Below are 14,989 nucleotides of genomic sequence, written 5' to 3'. Positions count from 1 at the left end.
TTCACGCTGAATGTCGACAACAACTCGACCCAGTCCTATACGGTCAAGGTCACGGCGGCCAATATCGGTCAGTTGAAGGACCTGAATGGTGTGGTCACGGCGCTGGCCGCGCAGGTGAATGCCAATTCCTCCACGGAAAAGGTCATCGCATCGGTCACCGGCAATACCCTGACGCTGCGCGGTACGACCGTCGGCGACAGCTTCAGCGTGGGCGAACAGTCGGGAACGACCACCACGATCGCGTCCGCCACCAGCAGCCAGGTGACGGAGATGGCCTATCCCAGCCGTGCCATCGCCAGCAATGAATCCGACATGTCGGTGACGATCAACGGCACGATCATCAATTACAGCCCGATCGCCGGCAACGACATGGCGACGGAACTGACGGAGTTCGCCAATCAGATCAATGGCCAGGCCCTGGGCGTGACGGCCAGTGTCGTGGGCACCAAGCTGGTTCTGACCGGCGACGTCGTTGGTTCGGCCTTCACCGTCAGCGGTCGTGACCGCTTCATGCAGGCTGCCGTCGACAATGCCCCGCCGGCCGATAACACGACCTTCGTCAGTTCCGTGCAGGGCAATATCTCCGGTGCGCGCCAGACCCAGCGCATTTCTATCACTGGTGTTCCCGGCGATGTCGGCGCCACCTATTCGGTGACCCTGCGCAGCCCCACAACGACCCAGGTCGATCCCACCTCTCTTCGGGGTACGACGACCACGCAGCCATCGACCACGGCGGCGCAGATCTCGGAGGTTTCTTATCCCAACACGGCGCCGAAGGTGGGCGACGTCTATAGCGTCACCATCAACGGCACGGCCTACAGCTATGGCCCGCTGACCCAGGCCGACCTGGATAGCCTGCCGACGCAGCCCCCGACACAGTCGGATGCTCTGACCACCTTGTTCCTTCCGGCCATCACCAGTTCCGATGTCACGCCCACCGTCGATGGCAACAAGCTGGTCCTGACGGCCACGGCCAACGGCACGCCCTTCCGCATCACGGGCACGGATGAGCGGGTCACCGATCCCGCTTCGGAGTTCTTCGATTTCTCCTCCACCACGGCGGCGCCGATCGTCGGCAACCGTTATGCGGTCACCATGAACGGCACCACCTATTCGGTGCAGATCACGGAACAGAATATCGGGGATTTCCCGACGCCGGCCAGCGTGCTGGACAGCATCGTCACCAAGATCGGCAATGATTTCGGTGCTCCCTTCACGGCGTCCGCTGTCAAGAACAATGGGGCGACCACGGGCATTCTGCTGACGGCCAAGGATGCCAACATCACCCTGGACGGCACGCAGGAAGTGGCGCCGAACTTCAACCGCACCATCACCTACACCACCACCGGCAATGAAGTGTCGCTGGACGAGATCGCGGCCAACCTGGCGCTGAAAGTGAACCAGGAAAGCGGCATCCCGGTGCAGGCCACGTCCGTGGGCGGCGTCATCACCATGACCAGCAATCAGGACGGTATCGCGTTCCTGGGTGAGCCTTCGTCCAATATCGGCACCACGCCGCCGCACATCACCTTGAATTTCGGCGGCACGCTGCCGAATGGCGATGTGGCGAAGGCCGGTACCCTTTCCAGCCTGTCCTCCGCCAATATCGGCACGGGTAATGCCACGGTCAGCGCCGTCACCGAAGGGGGACAGCCGGCACAGGTGAGCTTTACCGTCGATTACGGCAATGGTCCGCAGCGCATCACCCTGGACCTGGGAACCTTCGGTGAGGCGACCGGCCTTACCCAGTATGAGGGCAACGCCATCAATGTGACCTCGCTGCTTCAGGATGGTAGCGCCCAGGGCACATTCCGCGATGTCGAAATCCGCGAGAATGGCGACGTCGTGGCCAATTATGACAATGGCCGCAAACGGGTGATCGCGCAGGTGCCCTTGGTGTTGTTCAACAACGCCAATGCCCTGGGCCGCGAAACAGGCGGCACCTTCACGGAAACGGCGGATAGCGGTCGTGCCCGTTTCACCTCTACCGGCGTCAACGGTGCCGGTGTGATCGCCGCCAGCTCCATCGAAGGATCGAACGTCGATATCGCGCAGGAATTCACCAAGCTGATCGTGGCACAGCGCTCCTATACCGCGAACACGCGCGTCATCACCACCACCGATGAAATGCTGACGGAGACGATCAATCTGAAGCGGTAACCTGACGGGCGGCAGCGGCCCCTTACCCCTAGCTGCATGGCGTGTCGATCCCGGCCCCCCTCCCGTGGGGCCGGGATTTCGCATTTTTGGGGTTTGGCGGCCGCCGCTTGCGGCGGTACCATGGTGGCGATATCTGCTGATCCCGCACCGACGCCATGGCCGCCATTTCCGGCATCTCCACTGCCCTGTTCACGCCGCCCGGCGGCGGGAAGGGGACCCGTGGCCGCGCGACCGGCGAAGAGGCGGCAGCGCCGCCCGGCGCACCGGCCGCCGAAAAGAACCTGACCGCCGAGCAGCAGACGCAGCTTCGTGAGTTGAAAAAGACCGATGTCGAGGTGCGGACCCATGAACAGGCGCACAAGACGGCGGGCGGTCCCTATGCGGGTGGTATCCAGCTAGATTATACGACCGGCCCGGACGGACGGCGTTATGCCACGTCCGGCGAAGTGCCGATCGACGCGTCCCCGGTACGCGGCGATCCGGAAGCCACCATCACCAAGATGGAGGTGGTGAAGCGAGCCGCGCTGGCACCGCAAGCCCCCTCCCCGCAGGATCGCGCCGTCGCCGCCCAGGCGGACGCCACCAAGGCACAGGCGCAAACCGAACTCCGCCAGTCGCGGAACGGCGATGGGCAGGAGCAGGGCCGGCAGGAAACGGGGGGCAGCCTGGAGGCGGTGGCCCGCCGCGCCGTGGAAAGCTATCAGCGGGCTGCGTCCACGATGCAACCGGCCTACACGCGGGCGATTTCCGCCTGAAGCATCGGCCAGATAACGCCAAGCGCCCGGCATCATTGCAATGCCGGGCCTCTATCAGGGAAATGCCAGTAAGGATCAGCCGAACAGGGCGTTGTTGAGCTTTGCTGTTCCGGACAGGCCCGTATCAAAGCTCTGCGCTGCGGTCAGCATGTTCTGCAGTTCCAGCGACGCGGCGGATTGCTGGGGCATGCCATCGCCGGCCTTTGGTTGCTGCGCCACGGTATCGTAATCCTTGCGGTAGATACCCATGGACATCTGGATGGCATAATTCTTCGACGTGACAACATTGCCCTTGCTGTCTTTGACGGGGCCGTTCCCGTCATGGGAGACCTTGATGTAATAGTCACCGGCCGCAATTTTCAATTCACCCTTCTTCAGGGCGGTGAAATTGTCGCTTGTGGAGCCGAGGCCTTCCTTGCTGTCGGCAACGACGGCGCCATACCGGGACATCAACTGTACCCGCAGGCCAGGATCTCCCAGAACACCAAGCTGAGCCTCGCCACTGGACTGGACACGAACCTTGAAGACGTCGCCTTTGTCATCCTTCTTCAGGTTGCTGTAGACGTTCAGCCGCGTCGTGTCCTTGACCAGCGTGCCGATATCGGTCGCAGCACCGTTTGTGGAATAAGGCGACTTGCGCACCTGCTTTTCGAAGGTCTGCACCTGGACCTTGGACTGCGCTTCGGCCTTCTTGTTGGCTTTCGCCGTATTGGTGGCGAATTCGGCCAGTTGCTTTTCGATTTCCGAAAGCTTCTTGGTGGTGCCGGAGATCGCACTGTTGGCGTCGGCGGCACCGGTGACCGTCGTGGTGTTGGTGGCATTGACCGTTGTTCCGACCACCGAAGTGCTGCCGGAAGTCAGAACATTACTCGACCCGCTGACGGACGAGACCATGACAAGTCTCCCTTTTCTGGCGCCCGGAACCCGGACGCGGTCACCATGCCCCTTTCAGACGATCAGTCTAACGGTCGTTTTGATAAAATGCAATCAATATGGGCCGGTTTCCCTGAGGAATCCCCCTGGGAAAACCAGCCCGTACAGACGCACCAGACTGTCGCCCGATCAAATGGAAATGCTGAGCTTTCCGGTCGTCCCCGGGGACGGGGGCTGTGGGGGTTTGGGCATTGGTGCCGCGATCCCGGCCGGGGCCTGTGCGGCAGCGGCGGGTGCGCCGGCTGCCGGGCGTTGTGACAGGCCCGTGGCGACCGCGCGGTTGATGTCGATCAGACGGTCCAGCTTGTTCACGTCCAGATCGATAAGGCGATCGAACGTCTGGCGATCCACGATGATGGACAAGGCCAGGACATTGTCGCGGATATCCCTTGGCAGCGGGCATTCCGGATCGACCATCGATGTCTGGAAAATGGTCCAGAGACGCTGGTTCAGCGACAATGCCTGTCGCAGAAGGTCCGGATTCTCCGGCGCCTGCCGGGCATGGATCAGGCGCCGTGCCGCTTCAGTCAGGCCCCAGGCCTCAACATCGCGGGGATCATCGGAGGTGGGACGATTGCTGTAACCCGTCGCAGGCTTCATAACGGTCGCCGTGCCCTTTGAACGGTAAAACCATGGTCGCAGTATTCCACATCGGGTTACTTCCGACAAGGATAATGGCCTAGAATGCCCAGCGGGGATGGAAACCCGGTTCATGTGCATCGGGATAGGATGGGGGAATGGATGGGAACGCGGCAGGCGCCGATGACAGCGGAGCAGGCGGTGCGCCTGCATCAGGCCGGCGATGTGGCCGGGGCGGCGGCGGCCTATCGTATTCTGCTGAACGCGGACCCGCGTAATGCGCAATTGCTCAACCTTCTGGGCGTTGCCCGGCTGCAGATGGGCGATGCGGCGGAAGCGGTGAAGCTGTTGAGCGACGCCGTCCGCCGTCAACCGTCCGTAGCCGATTTCCACGACAATCTGGGCAGCGCGCTGCGCGGTGCCGGCAATCCCGCCCCAGCCGTCGAGGCGCACCGGAAGGCGCTGGGCCTGCGTCCCGATCACGCACCCTACCTGTTCAATCTGGGCAATGCCCTGGCCGCCATGGGCGCCCATCGTCAGGCGGCGGATGCCTATCAGCGGTCGCTGACGGTTCGGCCGGGACATGCGGGCGCCATGTTCAACCTGGCCAACAGCCAGCGGGCGCTGGGCGACGTGGCCGCTGCCGAGGCCGGGTACCGCGCCCTTCTGGCCCGGCAGCCGGACCACGCCCAGGCCTGGAATAATCTGGGGGCGGTCCTGGCGTCGCGCGGAGAACTGCCGGCGGCGGAAGATGCCTATCGCCAGTCCCTGTCCGTGCGGCCGGGACATGCGGAGGCATTGTCGAACCTTGGCAATGTCCTGGTGGGGCGCGGGCAGTTGGCAGAGGCGCTGGAATGCCACCGGGCGGCCGTGGCGGCGGCACCCGACAGTCCGGACACGCATATATTCATGGGCGTGGCGCTGCAGGAACTGGACAGGCTGGAGGAAGCGATCGCGGCCTACCGGGAGGGATTGCACCTGGACCCCGCGAATGTCCGGGGCCTGTCCAACCTGGGGGCGGCCTATGAATTGTCCGGGCGGCTGCCGGAGGCGGAGACCGTCCTGTCGCAGGCCCTGGCATTGGATGCGGGATCGGCCGCGGTCTGGGGAAATCTTGGTCTCTGCCGGTTGGCCCAGGGCGATCGCGGGCGGGCCCGGCAGGCGCTGGACAGGGCGCTGGACATTGATCCGGAACTGCCCAGGGCCCGCGTCGCCCGCGCCCTGATGCGCCTGCAGGAGGGGGATCTTCCCGGCGGTTGGGCCGATTATGAATGGCGTTTCGCCGCTGGGGAGGCCTTGCCCGACCGCCGCTTCGCCATTCCGCAATGGCGGGGCGAGGGGCTGCCGCGCGGCAAACTGCTGATCTGGCGGGAACAGGGGCTGGGAGACGAACTGATGTTCGCCAGCCTGTACCGGGAAGCCATCGCGCGGGCCAGCGGAACCGCAGGGGCGGCGGTGATCGAGTGCGATCCCCGTCTGGTGGCACTGTTCACCCGCAGTTTTCCCGAAGCCACGGTGCGGGCCCAGAGCCTGCCTTCCCGGAACAGCCCGGCGCCGGAACATCCCGACATGGATGCGCATATGCCCGCCGCCGGCCTGGCCGCGCTGCTGCGCCCGTCCCTGGATTGCTTTACGGGCAAGCCTTTCCTGGTTCCCGACAAGCGCCGGCGGGGCCGTGCGCGCGACTGGCTCGACGGACTGCCGGTGGGGTTGAAGGTGGGGATCTGCTGGCGGTCACGGCTGATCACGACCCGCCGCCAGGCCAGCTATGCCGCCGCCAAGGACTGGGCGCCCATATTGGCGCAGCCGGGAATGCAGGTGATCAACCTGCAATATGGTGCCGAGGCGGCGGAAATCGCGGCCCTGCAAGGGGCCGGCGGCCGGACGCTGCATCATATGCCGGACCTGGACCTGATGGACGATCTTGACGGGCTGGCCGGTCTGATCGCCGAACTGGACCTTGTGATAACGGCGCCGACGGCCGTGGGTGAATTTGCCGGGGCCGTCGGCACGCCGGTCTGGCGTGTTGTCGGCGGCAGCGACTGGTCAACCCTGGGTGCGGCGATGCGGCCCTGGTTCGCGTCCATGCGCGTTGTGCGACAGGCGGGAGGGACCGCCCAGGGGGCTGCCGAGGCGGCGCGCATGCTTTGCGGGAATTTGCCGCTGCATGGCTGACATTTTATCCTTGCCCCGTTTTCATATGTCTTACGTGATGCTATCGTATGCCTGATAGCTGAGATCAAGAGTATGGGGGCTCAAGATTTCAGCGCACGATGCGTTCTCCAGACCATCGATTGGCGTTGGCGGGCAAAGAACATGTCAGTGGCGGGTGGAAGTCGGTTTAACGACGCACACGATGGCATTCATGCCTATCCCTCGGGTTCGCGTCCGGGGTTGGCAAGGGCTGACCGCCGCATGGTGACGGCGTTCTTCTGTGATATCGTCAATTCAAGCCAGATGGTCATTCCCCAGGATCCGGAGGATGCCTACGACCAGTTGTCGGGTCTGATCGACATCATGCGCCGCCATGTCACAGCATTTGGCGGCACGATCTGCCAGACGCTGGGCGACGGGATTTATGCCGTCTTCGGGGCGCCGGTGGCGCAGGAGGATCATGCCGTCCGCGCCTGTTTCGCCGCCGACGGGATTGTGCGTGAGGTGTCGCGGGGCGGGCGTGCCGTGCGTGTGGGCATGGCATCGGGTGAGGTGCTGTGGGATCATGACGTCGCGGACCAGTCATGCAATCCGGCCACCGGCGCCACGGTGCATATCGCGGCCAAATTGCAGCAATTATCCACCGCCAACCGGGCATTGATGTCCGACAGCACGGCCCGTCAGGCGGCCGACTGGGTGGAGACTCAAGAAGCATCCCTGGTTGTTCTGGGTGGGGATGAGCCGCTGCAGACCCACCTGCTGTCGGCCGTGCGGACACGGCGTCGTCAATGCGACGATGCGCTGCCGATCGTGGGGCGGGGAAACATCCTTTCATATCTGCTCTCGGCCTTGAAGGAGATGGCGGATGGCGGCGGTGGTTTCGGCGCCCACCTGATCCAGGCGGCCCCGGGTCTGGGCAAGACGCGGCTGGTCCGGTCCCTGGCCGGGGATGCCCGTGCGGCGGGGGCCCGCGTGCTGGAATGGCAGGTCCCGGCGGTGGAGCCGGTCGGTGCCCAGGGGCCCCTGCATCAACTGGTGACGGAACTGCTGGACGGCCCGATCCCGCGCACCCCCGACGGACTGTCGGCGATGCTGCGCGCCGCCGGCGCACAACCGGAAGAGGCTGACGCCCTGTCCCATATGCTGCTGCCTGTTGCGGCGGACAGCCATGATCGGGGGACCGGCGCCGTTCTGTCCCTGGCGGCGGGGGCCTTGGCCGCGCTGGTGCGGTCTGCGGCGGACCGGCGGCCGGTGCTGCTGGTGGTGGAGGATACGCATTGGGCCGATACCGCCGTGCAGGCGACCCTTTCGGCTCTGCTGGGCATGCCGGCCTCCACGCGGCTGCTGCTGGTCATGACCAGCCGTGAAGAAGGCCTTGGCCCGGCGATCACGGGTCACCGCACCCTGCGTCACCACAAACTGGGCCCCCTGAACGCGGCCGACACGTCAAGCCTGCTGGACCATTGGATGGGCCGGTTCCCCGGCCTGGCGGGGATTAAGGCCGATCTGGCGCGCCGTGCCCGTGGCAATCCGTTCTTCCTGGTCGAATGCATCCGCGTGCTTATGATGAATGGCACGCTGCTGGGCGATGTGGGGGACATGCGACCGGGAGAGATGCCGGCCTTCGATCTTCCGGATTCCGTGCAGTCCCTGCTGTCCGTGCGCATCGACATGCTGGATGAGGAGGCGCGCCGGGTGTTGCGGACGGCGGCCGTTGTCGGGCAGACCTTCGATTCGGTGCTGTTGTCCAAGCTGATCGGCGGGGATGTTGCCGCCCGCCGGCTGCCCGATCTTGTCCGTTCGGGCCTTATTGATGAGACAAGATTGCTGCCCCGGCAGGAATTTTCCTTCCATCACGCCCTTCTGCACGAGGCGGTCTATTCCTGCGTCACGCGGCGTGACCGGCGCCAACTGCACGGGCGGCTTGCCGAACTGCTGGCGCTGGATGATTTCGCCGACTTGTCCGGCCGGCTGGCCGCCCAGGCGCGGCATGCCGCCGCCGGGGAACTCTGGCCCCTGGCGGTCCGGGCCGGCGTGGCGGCCGGGCGCGAGGCCCTGAACCGGTCGCTGGCTGTGGAGGCTGTTTCACTCCTCTCCATCGCCGTGGAGTCCAATGAGAAACTGACCGCTTCTCAGGACAGCCTGGAAGCCGGCATCGACCTGCGTATTGCGTTGGCGAAGGCCGCCATGCCGGCCGGCATGGGCGAACGGGCCATCATCGAACTGGACAAGGCGGTGACCCTTGCCCGCCGCGCCGGTGACGAGTCGCGGGCAATGGTCGGTCTGGTGCAACAGATCAACTATGAATGGGTGTATGGCAACCTGCCGCAGGCGCTGATGCTGGCCGATTCGGCCATCAGCTATTCCGGCGGAGAGAGGGCGGCACATCCCGAACTGTTGATCATCGCCGCCTCCTGCCGCATTGAGAATGACGAGCCGGACGTGGCCATGCGCCTGCTGGACATGGTGGAGCAGCCCGCATCGCGCCAGGGACATGTCGCCGGGCGCTACACGATGCTGGATACCGAAATGATGCTGGCGATCAAGCGGGCCCGGTGTCTGTCGCTGCTGCACCGCGATGCCGAGGCGGACGGCATGATCCAGCAGGCGATCCGGTGTGCCGACAGCGGCCTGCACCTGTTCAACCGCGTCTTCGCCCGCTCGGATGCGGCGGAAATCCGTCTGCGCCAGCGGCGATATGCGGATGTGCTGGGCTATAGTTCCGAATGTCTCACCATTTCCCGATCGACGGGTTCGACATTGCTGGACGCCGTCAGCATGGCCCGGCGTGGGTTGGCGCTGGCTTATCTGGGGCGTGGAACGGCGGGCCTGGTCGATATCGACCAGGGTTTGCGGATCGCCACCATGCGCGGGGCGGCACTTCACGTCGCCAAGGCGCGGCTTTGCCGGGCCGTCGCCCTGGCGCTGGTCGGGCAGTCGCAGGCGGCGCAGAAGGAGCGCGCGGCGGTGGCCGCTCTCGCGGATGAGCGTGGTTACCGCCTGCTGACCAACCAGTTGCCGGGCCTGACGGACCTGACGGAAATCGCGGCACAGGCCCGGTCCAACCTGAACCTGCTGTCTTTGCGTTGATTGCCGGCATCCGGACGCACAAAATCGATGGGCATGCAGGTGGCTTGCCCATCGATTTTGTCTGTCTGGAAACCCGATCGATCAGAACTTGATGTCAGCCGAGAGTTCCGCAGCGTCCCGCAGCAGCAGGGTCGACACCCCCCGCGAGACGGCCCGGTAATAGGCAACCAGGAAAGCGCGGATCGTGGCCGTCAGTGAAGCATTCTGATGCTGACGGCGAGAAACGATGGTGATGACCTGATGGATGCTCAGGCTCTCCCGCTCTGCGATTTCATGCAGCGCCTGCCACATCACGGCTTCAAGGCGAACGCTGGTCCGGTGCCCGTCAACCCAGACATTGTGGCTGATCAATTGTCCGTCGACCTCCAGGTCGTGCGGCTCATAGACGGTGATGTCATTCTTGGATTGCGGAGCGTTCATCGGCGACCTCGCCTTCCTTCGTCATTTTCCGGCCTGTCGCGGATACCCCGTTTGGCAGGCCGCGCTTGGTAAGCACACCATAGCGTTCCTTCTGCATACGCCGCTGTGAAGCACTTCACACGGTGAAACAGGGTATCGGCATTACGGTTGCCGGGAAGACAACGGGAGCCTTCGGGCCCGATCTTCGGAATACGGAAGTAACCTTCAATACGGAGATTTTGATATGCTTACTCGTGGTGCTGATGGTCGTCTGTATCGTGTCGCTCCCAACGGCGTCACCGTTGTGGTCGAGGAAGCACAGAACCAGACCGTGAGCCGGGTGGCCGCCCGTGGTTCCATGGATGCCGGCGCCAGCGCAGAGATTTACAGCTCCAGCGCGGAAATCTACTCCGCGAAGATGTAACGCCATGGGATGCCGTTCCGGGGTGCTGCTCCGGAACGGCCCCATACGCCCGATCTGGCAAAGCGAACCGCGTGATAGGGGAACGGCAATGGATCAGGTCCGTTTGACCGACTGGGACAATCTAGAGATGCCGCAATGGCGCCGGTTGGTCTCCGCCGAGGAAACGCTGGCCCGGGTGAAGCCCCTGTTTCCCATGTTCGGGATCACGCGCGTGGCCAATGTCACGGGCCTGGACACGATCGGCATCCCCGTTGTGATGGTGAACCGCCCCAATTCGCGGGCGCTTGCCGTTTCCCAGGGCAAGGGCGTGACCCTGGCGGCGGCCAAGGCGTCGGCCGTCATGGAATCGATCGAAAGCTGGCACGCGGAACGTTGCACGCATCTGGCGCTGCGCATCGGGTCCTATGAGGATCTGCGTTATTCGCTGCCGGTGGTCGATCCCGCCCTGCTTCCCGCGAACATGGACAGCCAGTATGCCCCGCATCATCAGATGCTGTGGGCCGAAGGCACCAATCTGCGCGATGGTAACAGTTTGTGGATCCCCTATGAGATGGTCCACACCAACTACACCCTGCCGCTGCCCACCGGCCATGGCTGTTTCCAGGCCACCTCGAACGGGCTGGCCTCCGGCAATCATTGGATAGAAGCCGTGATCCATGGCCTGTCCGAGGTCATCGAGCGCGATGCCCGCACGCTGTGGAACCTGCTGCCGGACGATGCGCAGGAAGAGACGCGCGTCGATCTGGAAACCATCGCGGACCCGACCTGCCGGGCCCTTCTGGCGCGCTTCGCCCATGCCGGGGTCGCCGTGGGTGTCTGGGACATGACGTCGGACGTGGGCGTGCCCACCTTCCTTGCCCGGATCGTTCAGGCTGATGCCGGGGCCGGCACCACCGTGCGCCCCGCCACCGGCTATGGCACGCATCTGGTGCCGGAGATCGCCCTGTCCAGGGCGCTGACCGAAGCGGCGCAGAGCCGGCTGACCTTCATTTCCGGCGCCCGCGACGACATGCGCCGTGAGGAATATGACCATTTCCTGGCCGAAGAACAGCAGGCCCTCTGGCTGAACCGGATCCGGCTGGGGGCCACGGTGCGTGACTTCAACCAGATTGGCGGTTGGAAATGCCGCTCCCTGCGGGGTGACCTGGGTGAATTGCGGCAGCGTCTGGCCAATGTCGGGATCGAGGATGTGGTGGTGGTCGATCTGACCCGGGCAGAGATCGGCATTCCCGTTGTCCGTGTCGTCGTTCCCGGTCTGGAAGGCGTCGATAACACGGCCAACTATGCCCTTGGACATCGTGGCCGCCGCGCCGCCGGCCTGGCCTGACCCCCGTTTCGCCCTTCTGGGAGGAATATCATGAGCAATCCCGTCATTGTCTTTCTGGGTCCGACCCTGCCTGTCGCGGCCGCGCGTCGTGTGCTGAGCGCCGATTACCGGCCGCCGGTGGCCCAGGGGGATGTGCTGCGTGCCGTGATGGACCGGCCGGCCGCCATCGCCATCATTGACGGTTATTTCGAGAATGTGCCGGCCGTTTGGCACAAGGAAATCCTGTACGCCATGTCACAGGGCATCCCGGTGCTGGGGGCGGCCAGCATGGGTGCCTTGCGCGCGGCGGAACTGGCGACCTTTGGCATGGAGGGGGTGGGCGCCATCTTCGACGCCTATGCCGACGGCCGCCTGGAAGATGATGACGAGGTGGCGGTGACGCATGGCCCGGCCGAGCTGGGCTATCCGTCCTTGTCCGAAGCCATGGTCAATATCCGGCGCACCCTGTCGGACGCCCATGATGCTGGCATCCTGTCGGTGCCGGCACGCCGGCGGATGCAGGAGATCGCGAAGGAACTCAGCTATCGCGACCGCAATTACGGCCGTATCCTGCGGGAAGCAGAGGAAGAGTGCGATATCGACCCCGCGGAGATCGCCTCTTTCCGTGAATGGCTGCCCATGGGCCGCGCGGACCAGAAGCGCGAGGACGCGATGCTGCTGCTGTCCCGCGTGCGGGACAAGGTCACCTCGGGTACGCTGGGCGTGCGCCCGCTTTATGCGTTCGAGCATACGACCATGTGGGAGCAGGTCGCGCGTCCCGTCCTGCGGACGCCCGTTTGACTTGCAATTTTGAACCACTGAATCAATCCTGAGGCTGTAGCCCGGTTCACACCGGGCTGTCGGCCATGACGGGGAGATTGCCGTGGTGCCCAATATCGATCCCGGTCTCCTGCGCCGCAACCGCCTGTTCGGTATCCTGAGCGACGCGGAGATGCAGGCTGTTCTGGACTTTGCCAAGCTGCGCCGCGCGGCGGCGGAGGAACGGATTTTCGTCAAGGGAGATCCGGGCGACAGCCTCTATGTCATCCTGCGGGGGCGCGTCGCCGTACAGACGGAGTCGCAGGACGCGAAGGTCATGCTGCTCAACATCCTGGACACGGGCGCCGTGTTCGGGGAGATCGCCATGCTGGACGGGGGCGAGCGGACTGCCACCGTGGTGGCGCAGGAACCGACCGAACTGCTGCGCATCGATCGCAAGGATTTCATGCCGTTCCTGGAACAGCGGGCGGACCTGTGCATCCGCCTGATGGGTGTGCTGTGCGAACGGGTGCGCTGGACCAGCGCCATCATCGAGGACACGGTGTTCCTGAATGTCACGCGCCGGCTGGCCAAACGTATCCTGATGCTGGCCCAGAGCTATGGGCGGCAGACGGAGGCCGGCATCAAGATCGCGACCTTCGTAAGCCAGGAGGATCTGGCCAACATGCTGGGTGTCTCGCGGGAGATCGTGAACAAAACCCTCAAAAGCTTTCAGTCCTCCGGCGCCATCACCTACCGCAACGGCTATATCGTGGTGCAGGATGAAAACTTCCTGGACCAGATTTCCCGCTGACGCCCCCGGGACCGGGCCATCACGGGTCACGGCAGACACGATTCCGTTTCTGCCACCCGCACACTGGGCGTAATCTGTAGGGAGATGGCCAGACAGCCCGGTGGTTTGCGTGAATATCAAACAGATCATGTTGCCCTTTCTGTTCCTGGGCCTTGCAGTCGGGCTTGGCGCCTGCGCCAGTCACGAGGGGCAGGTGAACGACACCTATATGTACGTGCCCTCGCAGCCGCCCGCGCCGGAACCGCCGGCGAAGGGCGGGACCTGAGATGGATATCAACGCCGCGATCGATCGGGCGATTGCGCTGCATCAGGGTGGGGATCTTGGCGGCGCGGAAGCGTTGTACCGCCAGATCCTGATCGAGGCACCGGCCCTGGCGGGTATCCATTATCTGCTGGGCATGGCCGTCCTGGGGCAGGGCAGGGCCGCTGACGCCGTCAAGGCGTTGCGCACGGCTGTGCGCCTGAAACCGGGTGTCGCGGAATGGTCGCTCAATCTTGGCATCGCGCTGCGTCGGACCGGAGAAACCACAGCCGCCCTGGCGACCCTGCGAGCCGCCGCCCCACTATGCGCGGGCGCGCCGGTCCTGCAGGCGGAAGTGCTGAGCGAAACGGGTGCCTTGCTGCTGGCGCTGGGACAGGATGCGGAAGCAGAGCTGGCGTTGCGCGCGGCTTTGTCCCTCGCCCCCGGGCACGCCCTGGCGCGGGACAATCTGGCCGCCCTGCTTTTTAACCGCTTTGCCGGTGCCGGTGCGCTGGACCGGTCCGATGCCCCGTCCGCCCTGGCCGAGGCTGTGCAATTGGCGCCGCAGCGGACGGCGGCCTGGTTCCGCCTGGGGCAGGCCCTTTTGCGGGCCGAACAACCGCAATCGGCCCTCGAAGCATTCGATAAGGGGCTGGGCCAGAATCCGCAGGACCAAAATCTGATCCTGGGCCGTTCCGACGCCTTGTCGGTCTTGGGCCGATTCGAGGAGGCGCGGGACGCGGCGATCAAGGCGGCAGCCCTGGCGCCGGCGACCCTGGGTCCGCCGGTGGCGCTTGCGGTGGCTTCGCATGGGTTGGGCATGCTGTCGGCGGCGGCGGCGGCGCTGCGCGGTGTGCTGGCGGTCGATCCGGCGCATGTCCCGGCCCTGCTGAACCTGGGCAATGTACTGAACGACCTGGGCGATGATGCCGGGGCGGAGGAATGTTACCGTCAGGTCCTGTCGCACGAGCCGGGCCTGCCTGTGGCCCATTGGCAGCGGGCACAGGCCCGGCTGCGGGCGGGGGACCTGGAGGAGGGTTGGCGCGAATATGAATGGCGCTGGCGGATGCCGGGCTTCGTCGTGCCCTCCGCCGTGCGGGCGCTGCCCGTCTGGGACGGGGGCGCCGCGCCGGAGGGCCGTCTTCTGATTCATGCCGAGCAGGGGCATGGGGACAGCCTGCAGTTCATCCGCTATGTGCCGCTTCTGCGTGACCGGGGCATGGACATCCATGTGCAGGTCCAGCCGGCCCTGGTCCGTCTGTTTCGTGAAAGCCTGCCGGACGATATCGGTGTCGGCGCCCTGGGTGATCCGATTCCCGCCGGGACGGTCCTGCGCTGCCCCCTGCTGGGGCTTCCACTGCGGCTGGGTACCCGC

General features: G+C 64.8%; 13 protein-coding genes. 10 read left to right on the top strand and 3 right to left on the bottom strand.

Annotation, left to right across the window (positions count from 1 at the left end; genetic code table 11):
• Together KBA48_RS28160 and KBA48_RS28155 are read left to right on the top strand one after the other, a co-directional pair.
• Positions 1 to 2,160, top strand: a 2,160-nt coding sequence (locus tag KBA48_RS28160) for a flagellar hook-basal body complex protein (protein WP_292912018.1), incomplete at its 5' end; no start/stop codon positions are given.
• Positions 2,161 to 2,315: 155 nt separating this feature from the next.
• Positions 2,316 to 2,915: a putative metalloprotease CJM1_0395 family protein gene (locus tag KBA48_RS28155; RefSeq protein ID WP_292912017.1), complete on the top strand. Its 600-nt coding sequence runs from the start codon at positions 2,316 to 2,318 to the stop codon at positions 2,913 to 2,915.
• Positions 2,916 to 2,990: 75 nt separating this feature from the next.
• Here KBA48_RS28155 and KBA48_RS28150 read toward each other — a convergent pair whose 3' ends face one another.
• Together KBA48_RS28150 and KBA48_RS28145 are read right to left on the bottom strand one after the other, a co-directional pair.
• Positions 2,991 to 3,809 (bottom strand): hypothetical protein, encoded by an 819-nt coding sequence (locus KBA48_RS28150; RefSeq protein ID WP_292912016.1) that lies wholly within the window; start codon positions 3,807 to 3,809, stop codon positions 2,991 to 2,993.
• Positions 3,810 to 3,977: 168 nt separating this feature from the next.
• On the bottom strand, positions 3,978 to 4,448 hold the full coding sequence (locus KBA48_RS28145; RefSeq protein ID WP_292912015.1) for a flagellar biosynthesis regulator FlaF: 471 nt from the start codon (positions 4,446 to 4,448) through the stop codon (positions 3,978 to 3,980).
• 141 nt (positions 4,449 to 4,589) lie between these two features.
• Between KBA48_RS28145 and KBA48_RS28140 the strand changes: the two genes are divergently transcribed.
• Positions 4,590 to 6,602, top strand: a complete 2,013-nt coding sequence (locus KBA48_RS28140) for a tetratricopeptide repeat protein (RefSeq protein ID WP_292912014.1) — start codon at positions 4,590 to 4,592, stop codon at positions 6,600 to 6,602.
• A 240-nt stretch (positions 6,603 to 6,842) separates the two neighbouring features.
• A complete protein-coding gene (locus KBA48_RS28135; protein WP_292912013.1) occupies positions 6,843 to 9,671 on the top strand; it encodes an AAA family ATPase in 2,829 nt (942 codons plus the stop codon).
• An 81-nt stretch (positions 9,672 to 9,752) separates the two neighbouring features.
• On the opposite strand, the gene KBA48_RS28130 is transcribed toward KBA48_RS28135, so the two are convergent.
• Complete coding sequence (locus KBA48_RS28130) at positions 9,753 to 10,091, bottom strand: ribbon-helix-helix domain-containing protein (RefSeq protein ID WP_292912012.1); 339 nt, start codon at positions 10,089 to 10,091, stop codon at positions 9,753 to 9,755.
• 223 nt (positions 10,092 to 10,314) lie between these two features.
• Here KBA48_RS28130 and KBA48_RS28125 point away from each other — a divergent pair, with 223 nt between their 5' ends.
• The 6 genes from KBA48_RS28125 to KBA48_RS28100 form a co-directional block, all read left to right on the top strand.
• On the top strand, positions 10,315 to 10,494 hold the full coding sequence (locus tag KBA48_RS28125) for a hypothetical protein (RefSeq protein WP_292912011.1): 180 nt from the start codon (positions 10,315 to 10,317) through the stop codon (positions 10,492 to 10,494).
• 88 nt (positions 10,495 to 10,582) lie between these two features.
• Positions 10,583 to 11,821: a YcaO-like family protein gene (locus tag KBA48_RS28120; RefSeq protein WP_292912010.1), complete on the top strand. Its 1,239-nt coding sequence runs from the start codon at positions 10,583 to 10,585 to the stop codon at positions 11,819 to 11,821.
• Between the two features lie 30 nt (positions 11,822 to 11,851).
• A complete protein-coding gene (locus tag KBA48_RS28115; RefSeq protein ID WP_292912009.1) occupies positions 11,852 to 12,601 on the top strand; it encodes a TfuA-like protein in 750 nt (249 codons plus the stop codon).
• A gap of 82 nt (positions 12,602 to 12,683) precedes the next feature.
• Entirely contained in the window at positions 12,684 to 13,373 is a 690-nt protein-coding gene (locus tag KBA48_RS28110; RefSeq protein ID WP_292912008.1) for a Crp/Fnr family transcriptional regulator, read from the top strand.
• A 109-nt stretch (positions 13,374 to 13,482) separates the two neighbouring features.
• Positions 13,483 to 13,638, top strand: coding sequence for a hypothetical protein (locus tag KBA48_RS28105; protein ID WP_292912007.1), 156 nt, complete (start codon positions 13,483 to 13,485; stop codon positions 13,636 to 13,638).
• Position 13,639: 1 nt separating this feature from the next.
• On the top strand, positions 13,640 to 14,989 hold a 1,350-nt coding region (locus tag KBA48_RS28100; protein WP_292912006.1), incomplete at its 3' end, for a tetratricopeptide repeat protein.

This window comes from Niveispirillum sp. (assembly GCF_017996735.1).
GTDB lineage: Bacteria > Pseudomonadota > Alphaproteobacteria > Azospirillales > Azospirillaceae > Niveispirillum.
Note: the sequence above shows the minus strand (reverse complement) of the source record. Positions and strands in the feature narration are given on the sequence as shown.

What these genes read in the sequence shown, in the direction of transcription:
- KBA48_RS28150 (WP_292912016.1), bottom strand. Translation starts at nt 3,809, where the DNA reads ATGGTCTCGTCCGTCAGCGGGTCGAGTAATGTTCTGACTTCCGGCAGC.
- KBA48_RS28125 (WP_292912011.1), top strand. Translation starts at nt 10,315, where the DNA reads ATGCTTACTCGTGGTGCTGATGGTCGTCTGTATCGTGTCGCTCCCAAC.
- KBA48_RS28120 (WP_292912010.1), top strand. Translation starts at nt 10,583, where the DNA reads ATGGATCAGGTCCGTTTGACCGACTGGGACAATCTAGAGATGCCGCAA.
- KBA48_RS28130 (WP_292912012.1), bottom strand. Translation starts at nt 10,091, where the DNA reads ATGAACGCTCCGCAATCCAAGAATGACATCACCGTCTATGAGCCGCAC.
- KBA48_RS28145 (WP_292912015.1), bottom strand. Translation starts at nt 4,448, where the DNA reads ATGAAGCCTGCGACGGGTTACAGCAATCGTCCCACCTCCGATGATCCC.
- KBA48_RS28135 (WP_292912013.1), top strand. Translation starts at nt 6,843, where the DNA reads ATGGTGACGGCGTTCTTCTGTGATATCGTCAATTCAAGCCAGATGGTC.
- KBA48_RS28115 (WP_292912009.1), top strand. Translation starts at nt 11,852, where the DNA reads ATGAGCAATCCCGTCATTGTCTTTCTGGGTCCGACCCTGCCTGTCGCG.
- KBA48_RS28140 (WP_292912014.1), top strand. Translation starts at nt 4,590, where the DNA reads ATGGGAACGCGGCAGGCGCCGATGACAGCGGAGCAGGCGGTGCGCCTG.
- KBA48_RS28155 (WP_292912017.1), top strand. Translation starts at nt 2,316, where the DNA reads ATGGCCGCCATTTCCGGCATCTCCACTGCCCTGTTCACGCCGCCCGGC.